14 protein-coding genes and 1 pseudogene are annotated in these 14,240 nt (G+C 60.1%); 9 read left to right on the forward strand and 6 right to left on the reverse strand.

Translation table 11 applies throughout. From position 1 onward, the window contains the following. The first annotated feature begins 8 nt into the window (after window positions 1-8). The 7 genes from fghA to rpoS all read left to right on the forward strand — a co-directional run bounded on the left by fghA (window position 9) and on the right by rpoS (window position 6,007). Entirely contained in the window at window positions 9-854 is an 846-nt protein-coding gene (gene fghA / locus P2T68_RS07990) for an S-formylglutathione hydrolase (protein ID WP_069075388.1), read from the forward strand. Between the two features lie 54 nt (window positions 855-908). Continuing rightward, window positions 909-1,382: a 2-C-methyl-D-erythritol 2,4-cyclodiphosphate synthase gene (gene ispF, locus P2T68_RS07995; protein ID WP_024073845.1), complete on the forward strand. Its 474-nt coding sequence runs from the start codon at window positions 909-911 to the stop codon at window positions 1,380-1,382. Next, entirely contained in the window at window positions 1,379-2,437 is a 1,059-nt protein-coding gene (gene truD, locus P2T68_RS08000) for a tRNA pseudouridine(13) synthase TruD (RefSeq protein WP_069075387.1), read from the forward strand. The genes ispF and truD overlap by 4 nt, the downstream gene beginning before the upstream one ends. Then, a complete protein-coding gene (gene surE, locus P2T68_RS08005; RefSeq protein WP_024073847.1) occupies window positions 2,425-3,174 on the forward strand; it encodes a 5'/3'-nucleotidase SurE in 750 nt (249 codons plus the stop codon). The genes truD and surE overlap by 13 nt, the downstream gene beginning before the upstream one ends. A 41-nt stretch (window positions 3,175-3,215) precedes the next feature. Next, window positions 3,216-3,851: a protein-L-isoaspartate(D-aspartate) O-methyltransferase gene (locus tag P2T68_RS08010; RefSeq protein ID WP_169850588.1), complete on the forward strand. Its 636-nt coding sequence runs from the start codon at window positions 3,216-3,218 to the stop codon at window positions 3,849-3,851. 208 nt (window positions 3,852-4,059) lie between these two features. Then, window positions 4,060-4,896, forward strand: a complete 837-nt coding sequence (locus P2T68_RS08015) for a peptidoglycan DD-metalloendopeptidase family protein (protein WP_024073848.1) — start codon at window positions 4,060-4,062, stop codon at window positions 4,894-4,896. 106 nt (window positions 4,897-5,002) lie between these two features. Next, complete coding sequence (gene rpoS, locus P2T68_RS08020) at window positions 5,003-6,007, forward strand: RNA polymerase sigma factor RpoS (protein ID WP_024073849.1); 1,005 nt, start codon at window positions 5,003-5,005, stop codon at window positions 6,005-6,007. An 86-nt stretch (window positions 6,008-6,093) separates the two neighbouring features. Here rpoS and P2T68_RS08025 read toward each other — a convergent pair. Together P2T68_RS08025 and P2T68_RS08030 are read right to left on the reverse strand one after the other, a co-directional pair. Continuing rightward, window positions 6,094-7,469, reverse strand: a pseudogene (locus P2T68_RS08025) (IS3 family transposase). 210 nt (window positions 7,470-7,679) lie between these two features. After that, complete coding sequence (locus P2T68_RS08030) at window positions 7,680-7,889, reverse strand: cold-shock protein (protein ID WP_002554837.1); 210 nt, start codon at window positions 7,887-7,889, stop codon at window positions 7,680-7,682. A 388-nt stretch (window positions 7,890-8,277) separates the two neighbouring features. Between P2T68_RS08030 and dcd the strand changes: the two genes are divergently transcribed. Then, window positions 8,278-8,844: a dCTP deaminase gene (gene dcd, locus P2T68_RS08035; RefSeq protein WP_003189215.1), complete on the forward strand. Its 567-nt coding sequence runs from the start codon at window positions 8,278-8,280 to the stop codon at window positions 8,842-8,844. Window positions 8,845-8,951: 107 nt separating this feature from the next. Beyond that, window positions 8,952-9,149 carry a hypothetical protein gene (locus P2T68_RS08040; RefSeq protein ID WP_024073850.1) on the forward strand — a complete coding sequence of 66 codons (198 nt, stop codon included), beginning with the start codon at window positions 8,952-8,954 and terminating at the stop codon, window positions 9,147-9,149. Between the two features lie 3 nt (window positions 9,150-9,152). Here the strand turns inward: P2T68_RS08040 and pdeM are convergent, their stop codons facing one another. Genes pdeM through P2T68_RS08060 form a run of 4 tightly spaced genes read right to left on the reverse strand, consistent with a single transcriptional unit; the run spans window position 9,153 to window position 14,238 of the window. Then, window positions 9,153-9,803, reverse strand: a complete 651-nt coding sequence (pdeM, locus tag P2T68_RS08045) for a ligase-associated DNA damage response endonuclease PdeM (RefSeq protein WP_168232368.1) — start codon at window positions 9,801-9,803, stop codon at window positions 9,153-9,155. Beyond that, entirely contained in the window at window positions 9,803-12,283 is a 2,481-nt protein-coding gene (locus tag P2T68_RS08050; protein WP_150055018.1) for a ligase-associated DNA damage response DEXH box helicase, read from the reverse strand. Before P2T68_RS08050 ends, pdeM begins: the two co-directional genes overlap by 1 nt. Before the next feature lie 58 nt (window positions 12,284-12,341). Then, complete coding sequence (locus P2T68_RS08055; protein WP_024073853.1) at window positions 12,342-13,106, reverse strand: ATP-binding cassette domain-containing protein; 765 nt, start codon at window positions 13,104-13,106, stop codon at window positions 12,342-12,344. Between the two features lie 13 nt (window positions 13,107-13,119). Continuing rightward, window positions 13,120-14,238 carry a succinylglutamate desuccinylase/aspartoacylase family protein gene (locus P2T68_RS08060; protein ID WP_069075385.1) on the reverse strand — a complete coding sequence of 373 codons (1,119 nt, stop codon included), beginning with the start codon at window positions 14,236-14,238 and terminating at the stop codon, window positions 13,120-13,122. Window positions 14,239-14,240: the final 2 nt, after the last annotated feature.

The following is a 14,240-nucleotide window of genomic DNA, read 5'->3' on the forward strand; positions in this document are numbered from 1 at the left end:
GGTCGGCCATGAGTCTGGAAAACCTGTCGTGCCAGAAAAGCTTCGGTGGCTGGCATAAACGCTATAAGCATCACTCCGACGTGCTCGGTTGCGACATGACCTTCGCCGTCTACCTGCCGCCACAGGCGGAGCAGGGCGGCAAGCTGCCGGTGCTGTATTGGCTGTCCGGATTGACCTGCACCGATGAGAACTTCATGCAGAAAGCCGGCGCCCAGCGCATGGCGGCCGAGCTGGGGCTGATCATCGTTGCGCCCGACACCAGCCCTCGTGGCCCTGGGGTGCCGGGTGATCCGGACAACGCCTGGGATTTCGGCCTGGGCGCCGGCTTCTATCTGAATGCCACCCAGGAACCCTGGGCCAAGCACTATCGGATGCATGACTACGTGGTGCAGGAATTGCCCGCATTGGTTGAAGCGCATTTCCCGGCTTCGGGCAAGCGCGGGATCAGCGGTCACTCCATGGGTGGCCACGGTGCGCTGGTGTGCGCCTTGCGCAACCCTGGGCGGTACCTCTCGGTGTCGGCGTTTTCGCCGATCAACAACCCAATGGATTGCCCGTGGGGTCAGAAAGCCTTTTCCCGCTACCTGGGCGAAGAGCGCTCCAAGTGGCGCGAATGGGATGCCTGCGCACTGATCAGCGAAGCCTCGGAAAAGCTGCCTCTGCTGGTTGACCAGGGCGACCGCGACGACTTCCTCGAGGTGCAGCTCAAGCCTGAGGCCTTGCTGCAGGCGGCGAAAGCGGCCAGCCACCCGCTCGAACTACGCCTGCAGCCTGGCTATGACCACAGCTACTTCTTTATCGCCAGCTTCATCGAAGATCATTTGCGACATCATGGTCGTGCTTTGCTCGGTTAATGTGAGGCAAAAGTAGGTAGAATCACGCCCTGAATTAAATCGGGGCGTTTTTTTATGCGTATTGGCCACGGCTATGATGTGCACCGTTTCGCTGAAGGCGATTTCATCACCCTGGGCGGCGTGCGCATCGCACATCACCATGGGTTGCTGGCTCATTCCGACGGCGATGTCGTGCTGCATGCCTTGAGCGATGCTTTGCTCGGCGCGGCTGCACTGGGTGATATCGGCAAGCATTTTCCGGACACCGACCCGACGTTCAAGGGCGCGGACAGCCGTGTCCTGTTGCGCCATGTGGTCGGACTGATCCATGCCAAGGGCTGGAAGGTCGGCAACGTCGATAACACCATCGTCGCCCAGGCGCCAAAAATGGCCCCCCATATTGAAGCGATGCGCGCACTGATTGCTGCGGATCTGCACATTGAACTGGATCAAGTGAACGTGAAAGCCACCACCACCGAGAAGCTCGGGTTTACCGGTCGTGAAGAGGGCATTGCGGTGCACTCCGTCGCCTTGTTGCTGCGCGCATGAATGACCTGCAACTGCTGGGCCCACGGGCCTACGGCGAGGCCTTGGGCCGCGCGGTACTGAAGGCGACGGCCGAAGATTTCCAGGTCGACGAAGTGCTGGATATCCCATTGACCGGCGAGGGCGAACACCTGTGGTTGTGGGTGGAGAAACGCGGCCTCAATACTGAAGAAGCTGCACGGCGTATCGCCAAGGCCGCTGGCGTCCCGTTGCGTACCGTCAGCTACGCCGGGCTCAAGGATCGCCAGGCGCTCACCCGCCAATGGTTCAGCGTGCAGTTGCCGGGCAAGGCCGATCCGGATATGAGCGCGGCGGAAAACGACACCCTCAAGATCCTGAAAACCGCTCGCCATAAACGCAAGCTGCAACGCGGTGCGCATTCGGCCAACGGCTTTACCCTGCGCCTGACGCAGTTGGCAGGTGATCACGCGGCTATCGACGCTCGCTTGCAACTGATCGCCCAGCACGGCATTCCCAACTATTTCGGTGCGCAACGGTTTGGCCACAATGGGGGCAATGTGGTGGACGCGCGTGAGTGGGCGGTCCGCAAGGCCTTGCCGGAGCAGCGCAATGTGCGTTCGCGCCTGCTGTCCACTGCGCGCAGTTTCCTGTTCAACAAAGTGTTGGCTGCCCGTGTCGCGGATGGCTCCTGGCAACGCGCCCAGGTGGGTGATTTGCTGGCCTTTACCGACAGCCGCAGTTTTTTCCCGGCGGGGGAGGCTGAATGCAGCGACCCGCGCCTGGCGATCCTCGACCTGCACCCGACGGGGCCACAGTGGGGCGAGGGCGACTCACCGACGACCGGCGCAACCCATGAACTGGAACAGGCCGTCGCCGCCAGTGAACCCGACCTGCGCGATTGGCTGGTGAATGCCGGCATGAGCCAGGAACGTCGCATTCTGCGACTGCCCATTGGCGGGTTGACGTGGCATTATCCCGGGCCTGACATTCTGCAATTGGAATTCGTCCTGCCGGCCGGATGCTTCGCCACTGTCTTGGTGCGCGAGCTTGTTGATCTGGTGCCGGTGGGGCAGACGGACAGCCCATGCGTATTCTGATATCAAACGATGACGGTGCCACCGCACCCGGTCTTGCCGCGCTTCATGCTGCGCTGGTGGATTATGCCGAGTGCGTGGTGGTCGCCCCGGACCAGGACAAGAGTGGCGCCAGCAGTTCGCTGACGCTCGATCGTCCGCTGCACCCGCAGATCCTGGCCAATGGCTTTATCAGCGTGAACGGTACCCCCACCGACTGCGTGCACCTGGCCATCAACAGCCTGTTGGAACAAGAGCCGGACCTGGTTGTGTCGGGCATCAACCTCGGTGCGAACCTGGGCGACGACGTGCTGTATTCCGGTACCGTGGCGGCGGCCCTTGAAGGCCGCTTCCTCGGGCGTACCTCGTTCGCGTTCTCGTTGGCCTCGCGTCAACTGAGCAATTTGCCGACCGCGGCCTATTTCGCGCGCAAGCTGGTGGAAGCCCACGGCTCCCTGGACTTGCCACCGCGTACGGTGCTCAACGTCAATATTCCCAACCTGCCCCTCGAGCATATTCGCGGCATCCAGCTGACGCGCCTGGGTCACCGCGCCCGCGCGGCGGCGCCGTTGAAAGTGGTCGACCCGCGTGGCAAGGAGGGTTACTGGATCGCCGCCGCAGGCGACGCCGAAGATGGCGGCCCCGGCACGGACTTTCATGCGGTGATGCAAGGCTATGTCTCGATTACCCCGTTGCAACTCGATCGCACCTTCAGTGATGCCTTCAGTAGTCTCGATGGCTGGCTGGAGGGCCTGCGCTGATGGCTCGTGAACAAGACGACCTGCTGCGTCGTGGCATCGGAATGACTTCCCAGCGTACTCGTGAGCGTTTGATCCAGCGTCTGTACGAAGAGGGCTTGTCCAACGCCCAGGTACTCGAAGTGATCCGGCGCACGCCTCGGCACCTGTTTGTCGATGAAGCCCTGGCCCATCGTGCTTATGAAGACACGGCGCTGCCGATCGGCCATAACCAGACGATCTCCCAGCCGTACATGGTCGCGCGCATGAGCGAACTGTTGCTGGCGGCGGGCCCGCTGGACAAGGTGCTGGAGATCGGCACCGGCTCCGGCTACCAGACGGCCGTGCTGTCACAGTTGGTGGAGCGCGTCTTCTCGGTGGAGCGGATCAAGGTGTTGCAGGATCGCGCCAAGGAGCGCCTGGTGGAACTCAACCTGCGCAATGTGGTGTTCCGTTGGGGCGATGGCTGGGAAGGTTGGCCGGCGCTGGCGCCTTACAACGGCATTATCGTCACGGCGGTGGCCACGGATGTGCCGCAGGCGTTGCTCGACCAGCTGGCTCCTGGCGGCCGCTTGGTGATCCCGGTGGGTTCCGGCGAAGTGCAACAATTGATGCTCATTATCCGTGAGGACGAAGGCTTCTCCCGGCATGTGCTCGGGGCGGTACGTTTTGTGCCGCTGCTCAATGGCCCGCTGGCCTGATCATTTGTGCGCGAGCAGTGAATTCTGTTGGCGGGGATGTGTCTTACGGCGGGGTCTATTGAGTCAACATCATCGGCAGCGGCCTTAAACATGATGCGTTTTTCGTTTCGGTCGTGTGCCGGTAAAAAGCCAATGCCCAGTTATACTTGCGTCATATTTCCAGCCTGATACAGGCGTTCATGTTCAGCCACCATAAAGGGAGCGGCGGGTGAGTCTCACAGGTCTTGCGCAGCGTATGAGTAAAACAAGCTTTCAGCGACTGGTGCTTGGCCTTGTCTTTAGTTCCTTATTGGCAGCCTGCTCGAGCGCGCCATCCGGTGGCGCGCGCGTGGTAGACCGTAATAACGCGGTGCCGCAAAAACCGACGGTTACCACTGGTCAGTATGTAGTACGAAAGGGGGACACGATGTTCTCGATCGCCTTTCGCTACGGCTGGGATTACAAGGCGCTTGCCGCCCGCAACAACATCCCTGTGCCCTACACGATACATCCGGGTCAGACCATTCGTTTCGATGGACGCACCGGTTCAACGCCTACGACAGTTGTGACAAGCTCCGGATCCTCGCCGTCGTCTTCGAGCAAAACCACGATCATCACTCGGCCTGCAGGCAGCGCCACGCCTACGGTTGCGAGCAAGCCGGCGCCCGCGCCGTTGCCGCCTGCGGGGCCTGCGCCGACCGGTTGGGGATGGCCCTCAAACGGAGTGTTAATTGGAAAATTCTCTTCAAACGGTAGTTTGAATAAAGGCATTGATATCGCCGGGGATTTGGGACAGCCTGTTTTAGCTGCGTCTGATGGGACAGTGGTGTACGCCGGGAGTGGTTTACGGGGCTACGGCGAGCTGGTCATCATCAAGCACAGCGATACCTACGTCAGTGCCTACGGTCACAACCGCAGGCTGTTGGTTCGGGAGGGGCAGCAGGTCAAAGTCGGACAGACAATTGCCGAAATGGGATCAACTGGTACGGACCGGGTGAAACTGCACTTTGAGATTCGCCGTCAAGGGAAGCCTGTAGATCCGCTGCAATTCCTACCCCGTCGTTGATATGTTGCACAGCCTGTTCCCTCACGTAGAAGGAACAGGCTCCAGCGTTGCCAAGGATAAAGGCGCCGCTTGAGCTTGAGGTCGAACTCACCAAAGGACTATAACAATGGCTCTCAGTAAAGAAGCGCCGGAGTTTGACATCGACGATGAGGTTCTCCTTATGGAGACCGGCATCGCTACGGAATCGATGTCGAATGAGGGACCTGCTGTACCTTCAGTTCGCACCAAATCCAAGAACTCCGCTGCGTTAAAGCAACACAAGTACATTGACTACACGCGGGCGCTAGACGCCACCCAGCTGTATCTCAATGAAATCGGCTTTTCCCCTTTGCTGACTCCCGAAGAAGAAGTCCATTTTGCGCGCTTGTCGCAAAAGGGTGATCCGGCTGGGCGCAAGCGCATGATTGAAAGCAACCTGCGTCTGGTGGTGAAAATCGCCCGACGCTACGTCAATCGTGGACTGTCCCTGTTGGACCTGATCGAGGAGGGCAACCTGGGCTTGATCCGGGCCGTGGAGAAGTTCGACCCTGAGCGGGGCTTCCGCTTTTCGACCTACGCCACCTGGTGGATTCGTCAGACCATCGAACGGGCGATCATGAATCAGACCCGAACGATCCGGTTGCCGATCCATGTGGTCAAGGAGCTCAACGTCTACCTTCGGGCGGCGCGTGAGCTCACACAAAAACTCGATCATGAACCTTCACCCGAAGAAATCGCCAACCTGCTGGAGAAGCCGGTAGGGGAGGTCAAGCGTATGCTCGGACTTAACGAGCGCGTGTCTTCGGTCGATGTCTCGCTGGGTCCGGATTCGGATAAAACCCTGCTGGATACCCTGACGGATGATCGTCCGACAGATCCTTGCGAACTGTTGCAGGACGATGATCTTTCCCAAAGCATTGACCAGTGGCTCTCTGAGCTCACGGACAAGCAGCGTGAAGTGGTGATACGTCGCTTCGGCCTGCGTGGTCATGAGAGCAGTACCCTGGAGGACGTAGGCCTGGAGATCGGCCTGACCCGTGAGCGGGTGCGGCAGATCCAGGTGGAAGGGCTCAAGCGCCTGCGTGAGATCCTGGAGAAGAATGGCTTGTCGAGTGAGTCGTTGTTTCAGTAACGACGCAGCTTGAATGCTTGAATGTGGGAGGGGGCTTGCCCCCGATGGCGATGTGAAGTGCGCCCCAAAAGCTGGACAGCTGTTGGTTAGGCTACAGCGGACCGGGTCCTGTACGCTACAGGGCTCAGTCCGCCAAGCTTCACTTTGATTCGCTTATGGTTGTAGTAATGGATGTACTCATCCAGCCCCGCTTGCAACTGCTCCACGCTTTCAAAGCTTTCCCGATAGTAGAACTCTGACTTCAGCGTGCCGAAGAAACTCTCCATTGTGGCGTTGTCATGGCAGTTTCCTTTGCGTGACATGCTTTGCTCCAGCCCTGCTTTTTCTAGCCTCTCCCGGTACTTTGGATATCGATAGTGCCAGCCTTGATCTGAATGCAGCATTGGCTTGCCGCCCTCAGGTAAGCCTTCAATAGCTTTTTCCAGCATCTCGCCCACCAAGGCATATTGGGGACGTATTGCCGTCTGATAGGCCACGATTTCTCCGTTGTACAAGTCCAAAACTGGGGACAAGTACAGCTTTTTGCCGGCCACTTTGAACTCGGTGACATCCGTCACCCATTTCTGATTCGGTTGCTCAGCCTCGAACTGACGAGCCAAGGTGTTGGGCGACACTTCGCCCATCGGCCCTTTATACGACCTGTATTTCTTAGGCCGCACCGTGCATTTCAGACCCAGCTCCCCCATCAGTCGTCGTACCGTTTTACTGTTGATCAGCGATCTTTCTTTACGTAGTTCTAGCGTCATCCGACGGTAACCAAAGCGGCCCTTATGCTCGTTTTGGATGGTCTGGATAGAAGCTTTGATCGAGGAAAATCGGTCCGCAACGCCCATCGCCTTGAGTTGGTAGTAGTACGTACTTCGCGCAAGGCTCACTAGCTTGAGCAAGTCACGCAAGGGAAAGTGTTGCTTAAGCTCACTGACTAATCGGGCTTTTTCTTCTGTTCTTTCTCCCGCCTCATCACCGCCTCGCCTAACTCCCCAAGCTTTTTTAGATAAGCGTTCTCCATCCGTAGGTATTGGAGCTCATCAAGTAACGTCTTGTGCTCAGGCTCAGGGCTGGTGAGTGGGGCAGCGGTTTTGCGTGGTTTAGCAGGTGGTTTAGGCATAGCGGTGCTCAGTCCTCTTTTCCCTGACTCCAGGGCTTCAATACCGCCACTGTAATACTGCTGTTGCCATCTGCCCACCTGAGTGGAATCCCCCAAGTTGAAAAGCGCCGCTGCGCGGCGCAAGGAAAGGGAGTCATCCCACATGCGCCGCAGAACAGAGAACTTGAACAAGGCACTGTAACGCTGGCCGGTACTGCTCAAGCTGGCCTCACCGTGTAATCGATAAGCCTCGACCCAACGACGAAGCAAGGTGGGGTCCATTTGAAATTGAGCGGCGACCCGGCGAAACCCTCGGCCTCGCTCAAGGAAAGCGGTGATGGCAGATAGCTTGAACTGCGTGGTGTACTTGCTCATGAAAACGCCCCAGAAATTGGATGGGTGTCCAACTTCTGGGGCGCACTTCAATGGTTCGGTCAACTCTGGATTGACTGGCACACTGCAATCGGGGCAAGCCCCCTCCCACATTTTTTTGTGCCAGGCATCAGGTTGGCGCCAGTACCAAATCCCAGGCATAAAAAAACCCCGCTTTTAAGGGCGGGGTTCTTTCGACTAAGTCAGTACAAGTTAGATAACTTGAACTTCTTCAGCTTGCATGCCTTTCTGACCGCGGGTAGCGATGAAAGAAACCTGTTGGCCTTCTTTCAGGCTTTTGAAGCCGTCGGATTGGATAGCTTTGAAGTGAACGAACAGGTCGTCACCGGATTGTGGAGTGATGAAGCCGAAGCCTTTTTCATCGTTGAACCACTTAACGGTACCAGTTTGGCGATTAGACATGGTGTATCTCCTTGGACAAAGTTAACTGCGACTCAGGAAAAGCCCTGGCCGAGACTGAGTGCAAAGAGCAGGAAAAATTCTTGGAGATGGTTGGATCGAAATTCAACATATCGTGTAGAGATTCTCAGTGACACAAGCAGCACAGTGGCGCCACCTTAACCCTTTTTCCGGAACGTGCCAATGGTATTTCCGAAGGTTTCTCTATTTTCGTGACTGGCGGTGGTATTTACAGTCGCCTGATGCGGTACGCCGGGCGCCGGCCCCGCGGGTTGCGGCTTATTGCAGGGCGCACATTCATCAACAAAAGCCCTGCGCCCTTTGAACCCCAACGCCGGCCCCGGTAAGATGCCCCACAGAATTTTTCCACCTCGCTATTCAGGACACCGCCATGAGCATCAAATCGGACAAGTGGATTCGCCGCATGGCGCAAGAGCACGGCATGATCGAACCGTTCGTTGAGCGCCAGATTCGCGGTGAAGGCGATGAGCGCGTGATTTCGTACGGTGTGTCCAGCTACGGCTACGATGTGCGCTGCGCCGATGAGTTCAAGGTGTTCACCAATATCAATTCGGCGATCGTCGATCCGAAGAACTTCGACGAAAAGAGCTTTGTCGACGTCAAGAGCGACGTATGCATCATCCCGCCAAACTCCTTCGCCCTGGCGCGCACCGTGGAGTTCTTCCGTATTCCCCGCGACGTGCTGACCATTTGCCTGGGTAAAAGTACCTACGCTCGCTGCGGCATTATCGTAAACGTGACGCCACTTGAGCCAGAGTGGGAAGGCCACGTGACCCTGGAGTTCTCCAACACCACCACCCTGCCTGCGAAGATCTACGCCAACGAAGGCGTGGCGCAGATGCTGTTCCTGCAGTCTGACGAGGCCTGTGAAGTGTCCTACAAAGACCGCGCCGGCAAGTACCAGGGCCAGCGCGGCGTCACCTTGCCACGCGCTTGATCGAAAGGTCTTACACGTCTAGGGAATTAGTCTGAGGGAAGTGACTCTATTGGGTGTACTGCCTCGGTACGTGCAAAACGTACCGAGCCACGCTTGAGGAGTACCTTATGAAGATCAATCCGCGAATCAGCGCCGAACTTGCCCGGCTTGAACCCAACCAGATTGGCGTTCTGGCCTGGTCCCTGATGGCCGATCCTGCTTATGCGGGCGGCATCCCCGGTCAACCCGATCCGGATTACCCGCAGCCCAGCGAACCCGGTGAACCGACACTGCCGGACGAGCCACCACCCGCGCCAGTTGCCTGAGATCTAACCGACTGGCCAGACCTCATGATCGCCGATAACAAATGTTCGGCGGTCATTCGCCCGTTCCACTGCAAAGCCACCGGTAAACGCGCCAAATGCCGGCAGCAGGCTGACGCGTGCGCCAAGCTGGAAGCACGGCAGGCGCAGACTCTGGCGGCCCTTGCCGCGCAAGCGATACACCGGATGCACATGCCCAGCCAACACGTGGTGGCTGGGGTGGGCGTGCGGTTCGTGTTGCAGGGCGAACGGACCCATCAGCAACGGCTCGGGGACCACCTCCATTCCCAGGTCGGCTGGCGGGTCGCCGGCGCGTTTGTCGTGATTGCCACGAATCAACGTCAGGCTCATACCCGCATGGCGCACGCGCCATGCCCTCAGCGCCTCCAGCGTGCCACTGGCGTGGGATCCGGGGCCGTGCAGGAAATCGCCAAGAAAGATTATTTGCACGCACGGTAGTGTTGATAGCAGTCGATCCAGGCGCCGCAGGTTCTCGGTGGTGGTTCCCTGCGGTACCGGCTGCCCCAGGCTGCGATAGGCTGAGGCTTTGCCGAAATGCGCATCGGCAATTAACAGGCACCGGTGTGCAGGCCAAAAGACAGCCCTGTCGGCCAGCAACCACAGTTCTTCTCCCTCAAGTGTCACCGAGCAAACCATCAGCGCTTCCCGTTATCCGCGACTTTTTCCAGGTCCTTGACCATCCGCGCAATGCGCTCCGAGAGTTTTTCCGAACTCAGGCTCTCGCGCATCCGTTCCACCAGCAGGGGAAAGGCCAGCGGCGTAGGCCGTTCGATCAGGTGCAGGTCCAGTTTCAGCGCCGACAGATGAAGCAACGTTTCTTCGAGTCGGCGAATATCCAACTCATCACGCAGGACTTCTTCCCCTGCCTGGGCCAGCAGCAGGTTTTGTGGGTCATATTGCTTGAACACTTCAAAAAACAAACCACTGGAGGCCTGGACCTGGCGCGTGCTTTTCGGCGCGCCGGGGTAACCTGCGAATACCAGCCCGGCGATGCGCGCGATTTCGCGAAAGCGGCGCAGAGCCAGTTCCCCGGCGTTCAGGCTGGCGATAACGTCCGTCAGTAAGTCCGCGGGGCTCAGTAATGCTTCGTTCAGCCTCAATGGCCAATCCACTTCAGTGGCGCTCAATAGCTCCAGCCCGTAATCATTGACGGCAATCGAAAACGTCACCGCCTGCTCTTGGCTGACCCGCCACGCCAGCAAGCTTGCCAATCCCAGGTGTACCTGACGCCCGGCAAACGGGTAAAGAAACAGGTGCCACCCCTCCCGCGACTTGAGGGCTTCGGCCAGCAGATGCTCACGGGTCGGCAGCCCGGACCAGCGCAACTGTGTCTGCAGCAGGGGGCGCACCGCCTGCATCTCCGGGCCTTGGAAGTGGCCCTGTGCCGCCGCATCAAAACGCTCGACGACGGCCTGCGCCAGCTCATTGGAGAGCGGCATGCGCCCGCCATTCCAGCGCGGCACAGCGGCTTTTTTCGCGGTGCCGCGGCGCACATAGGCGGTCATGTTTTCCACGCGCACCAGCTCCAGCAAGCGCCCGGCAAACAGGAAGCCATCACCCGGCTTGAGCCGCGCGATAAAACCTTCCTCGACACTGCCCAAGTGCTTGCCGCCGCCGCCCTTGCTCCAGAACTTCAGCTGGATACTGGCGTCGCTGACGATGGTACCTACGCTCATGCGGTGCCGACGCGCCAGCCGGGCATCCGGGACGCGCCAGATGCCGTGCTCGTCCGGCTCGACACGGCGGTAATCCGGGTAGGCGGTCAGCGATAGGCCGCCATGGCGAACAAACCCCAGGGCCCACGCCCAATCGGCGTCCGTGAGGTCGCGATAGGCCCAGGCCCCGCGGACTTCCGCCAGCAGCGCGTCGGGCGTAAAACCACCGCCCAGGGCCATGCTCACCAGGTGCTGTACGAGGACATCCAATGGTTTGTACGGCGATTCGCGCGCTTCGATGCGTCGCTGGGCAATCGCATCCTGGGCCGCTGCCGCTTCTACCAATTCCAGGGTATGGGTCGGCACCAGTGTCACCCGTGATGGTCGCCCTGGCGCATGCCCCGAGCGTCCGGCGCGCTGCATCAGGCGCGCGACGCCTTTGGCGGAGCCAATCTGCAACACGCGCTCCACCGGCAGGAAATCCACGCCCAGGTCCAGGCTCGACGTGCACACCACGGCCTTGAGTTGCCCATCTTTCAGCGCGCGCTCCACCCAGTCTCGGGTTTCCCGTGCTAGCGAGCCGTGGTGCAGGGCAATCAAACCGGCCCAATTCGGACGCGCATCCAGAATGGCCTGATACCAGATTTCTGACTGCGCCCGCGTATTGGTAAACACCAGGCAACTGCTGCAGGCATCTACCTCGGCCACCACCTGCGGCAGCATCTTCAAGCCAATATGCCCGGCCCAGGGGAAGCGCTCAGCGACGGGCGGCAGCAAGGTGTCGACCTGCAAGGGCTTGCTGGTTTGCCCCTGGACGTTGATGCCACCGCCTTGTGGGACCAAGACCTCCAAGGCGTGAGCCTGGTTGCCCAGGGTCGCTGAAATCCCCCATACCATCAGCTCAGGGTGCCAGCGCCGCAACCGCGCCAACGCGAGTTGCAACTGCACGCCGCGCTTGTTGCCGATCAATTCATGCCATTCGTCCACCACCACCAGGCGCAACTGCGCCAGGCTCGCCTCGCTGTCGGCGCGCGCCAGCATGAGGGTCAGGCTTTCCGGGGTGGTGACCAGGGCGGTGGGCTGACGCCGCGTTTGGCGCGCGCGCTCGTTGCTGCTGGTGTCGCCGGTGCGCAGGCCAACGCTCCAGGGAATCTGCAACGCCTCCAGCGGTGCTTCCAGGGCACGCGCCGTGTCGGCGGCCAGGGCGCGCATGGGCGTGATCCACAACACCGTCAACGGTTCAGCCGGGGCTTTGCGCTTGCCGTTGGTTGGCGGGCGGGTGATGGCGAAGCGATTGAGCGCGGCAAACCACAGGGCGTAGGTTTTACCGGCACCGGTGCTGGCATGCAGCAGCCCCGACTGCCCATGCTTGACCGCCGCCCACACGTGTTTTTGAAAGTCGAACGGCTTCCAGCCTTTGGCGGCAAACCATTTCTTGGCGAAGTCGATGGGTTTTGCCATACGGCGGCTGATATTCCGGAGGGTCTATTTCCACAGACCCTCCAGGCATCGCAAAGGTTTACTTCAAATTGCCACTCAAGAACTGCTGCAGGCGCTCACTCTTTGGATTGCCCAGCACATCCTCCGGCGCGCCTTCCTCCTCCACCAGGCCCTTGTGCAGGAACAGCACCTGGCTCGACACCTTGCGCGCAAAGCTCATCTCGTGGGTGACCATGATCATGGTGCGGCCTTCCTCGGCCAGGCCCTGGATCACCTTCAGCACTTCGCCCACCAGCTCGGGGTCGAGGGCCGAGGTGGGTTCGTCGAACAGCATCACCTCCGGCTCCATCGCCAGCGCACGGGCGATCGCTACCCGCTGTTGCTGGCCGCCGGAGAGGAACGCCGGGTATTGATCGGCCACGCGCGCCGGCAGGCCGACTTTGTCCAGGTAGCGTCGGGCGCGGTCTTCGGCGTCCTTCTTGCTGCAACCCAGCACCCGGCGCGGGGCCATGGTGATGTTCTCCAGCACGCTCATATGGCTCCACAGGTTGAAGTGCTGGAACACCATTGCCAGCCGCGTGCGCAGGCGTTGCAGCTCAGCATCGTCGGCCACGCGCATGCCGTGGCGGTCGCTGACCATGCGGATTTGCTTGCCATCGAGGGTCATGGCGCCGTCGTTGGGGGTTTCCAGAAAGTTGATGCAGCGCAGGAAGGTGCTCTTGCCCGAGCCGCTGGCGCCGATCAGGCTGATCACGTCACCGGTCTTGGCCTTTAGCGAGACACCTTTGAGCACTTCATTGTCGCCATAGCTTTTATGCAGGCCTTCAACGGTCAGTTTGTACATGGGGCATGCATCCTCAAGGCGAAAGTAGGTAGCCGCTGCGGTAGGCCTCTGAGCCTGCGACATGGCCGATGACCATCCCCGCAGTGGCCATGCGTCGCAGCGAACGGGCGTAAAGCAGGCCGGCCTGCTGGCAGTGCACCGGCGTTACGCGGTCAGTGATGGGGTCGATGATTTCGGCAATCAGTTGCCCGGCCTCCAGGTATTCGCCCGGCAAGGCACTGAACACCAGCAAGCCGCCCACCGGCGTCGCCACAGGCTCGACGCCCGCCAGCGGCGTGGCCGGGTAGGGCAGGTCGGGCAGCGGGGCGACGTCGCCGTCGATCGCACCGAAGTGAATCAGGTAGTCGATGATCGCCTGGCAATCGAGGCGGGCCAGGCCGTGGTTGACGTCACCTTGGCCGCGCAACTCGACCGTTACCGAAAAGCTGCCCATGGGAATCGGGAAGCGTTCGCCAAAGCGTTGCTGCAACTGCCACCACACCAGGGTGAAACACTCATCGAAGGACTGTCCGCCGGAGTCAGTGGCCAGCAAATTGGCTTCTGAGCCGATATAGCGCGCCAGCGGCTCCACCCGTGGCCAGGCTTCTGGCGTGGTGTACAGGTGCGCCACGGCTTCGAAGTCGCAATGCAGGTCCAGCACCATGTCCGCATCGCAGGCCAGGCGTTGCAGTGCGAGGCGCTGGGATTGCAATTGGGTCTCGGCGTTTTGCGCGGCCAACGCGGTGGACAGCGCAGTGCGGATCAGTTCGACGTTGTGCCGCGGGTCATCGCCCAGCAAGGCCTCGACCTGGTTGCCCACGTCTTCGCTGAGATCGACGAACAGGCGATTGAAGTTCTGCCCGCTTTCCAGTTCATAACGGCCCAACGGGATATCCATCAGCACTTGTTCCAGGCCCACCGGGTTGGCGATGGGCACCAGCACGACTTCGCTGCGCAAGCGGCCGGCCGCCGCCAGCTGCGCCAGGCGCACCTTGAGGTGCCAGGCCACCAGCATGCCTGGCAGCTCGTCGGCATGCAGCGACGACTGAATGTAGATCTTGCCTTCGGCCTGCTCCGGGCCGAAATGAAAGCTGTGAATCTGCCGCGCCGTGCCGGGCACTGGCGCGATCAGCTCATGAATCTGATGACGCATGA

Source organism: Pseudomonas sp. G11, assembly GCF_029457515.1.
In the GTDB taxonomy this organism is placed as follows: domain Bacteria; phylum Pseudomonadota; class Gammaproteobacteria; order Pseudomonadales; family Pseudomonadaceae; genus Aquipseudomonas; species Aquipseudomonas gorinensis.

Coding starts and splice junctions, on each gene's coding strand:
- fghA (WP_069075388.1), top strand. CDS start 9: ATGAGTCTGGAAAACCTGTCGTGCCAGAAAAGCTTCGGTGGCTGGCAT.
- ispF (WP_024073845.1), top strand. CDS start 909: ATGCGTATTGGCCACGGCTATGATGTGCACCGTTTCGCTGAAGGCGAT.
- truD (WP_069075387.1), top strand. CDS start 1,379: ATGAATGACCTGCAACTGCTGGGCCCACGGGCCTACGGCGAGGCCTTG.
- surE (WP_024073847.1), top strand. CDS start 2,425: ATGCGTATTCTGATATCAAACGATGACGGTGCCACCGCACCCGGTCTT.
- P2T68_RS08010 (WP_169850588.1), top strand. CDS start 3,216: ATGACTTCCCAGCGTACTCGTGAGCGTTTGATCCAGCGTCTGTACGAA.
- rpoS (WP_024073849.1), top strand. CDS start 5,003: ATGGCTCTCAGTAAAGAAGCGCCGGAGTTTGACATCGACGATGAGGTT.
- P2T68_RS08030 (WP_002554837.1), bottom strand. CDS start 7,889: ATGTCTAATCGCCAAACTGGTACCGTTAAGTGGTTCAACGATGAAAAA.
- dcd (WP_003189215.1), top strand. CDS start 8,278: ATGAGCATCAAATCGGACAAGTGGATTCGCCGCATGGCGCAAGAGCAC.
- P2T68_RS08040 (WP_024073850.1), top strand. CDS start 8,952: ATGAAGATCAATCCGCGAATCAGCGCCGAACTTGCCCGGCTTGAACCC.
- pdeM (WP_168232368.1), bottom strand. CDS start 9,803: ATGGTTTGCTCGGTGACACTTGAGGGAGAAGAACTGTGGTTGCTGGCC.
- P2T68_RS08050 (WP_150055018.1), bottom strand. CDS start 12,283: ATGGCAAAACCCATCGACTTCGCCAAGAAATGGTTTGCCGCCAAAGGC.
- P2T68_RS08055 (WP_024073853.1), bottom strand. CDS start 13,106: ATGTACAAACTGACCGTTGAAGGCCTGCATAAAAGCTATGGCGACAAT.
- P2T68_RS08060 (WP_069075385.1), bottom strand. CDS start 14,238: ATGCGTCATCAGATTCATGAGCTGATCGCGCCAGTGCCCGGCACGGCG.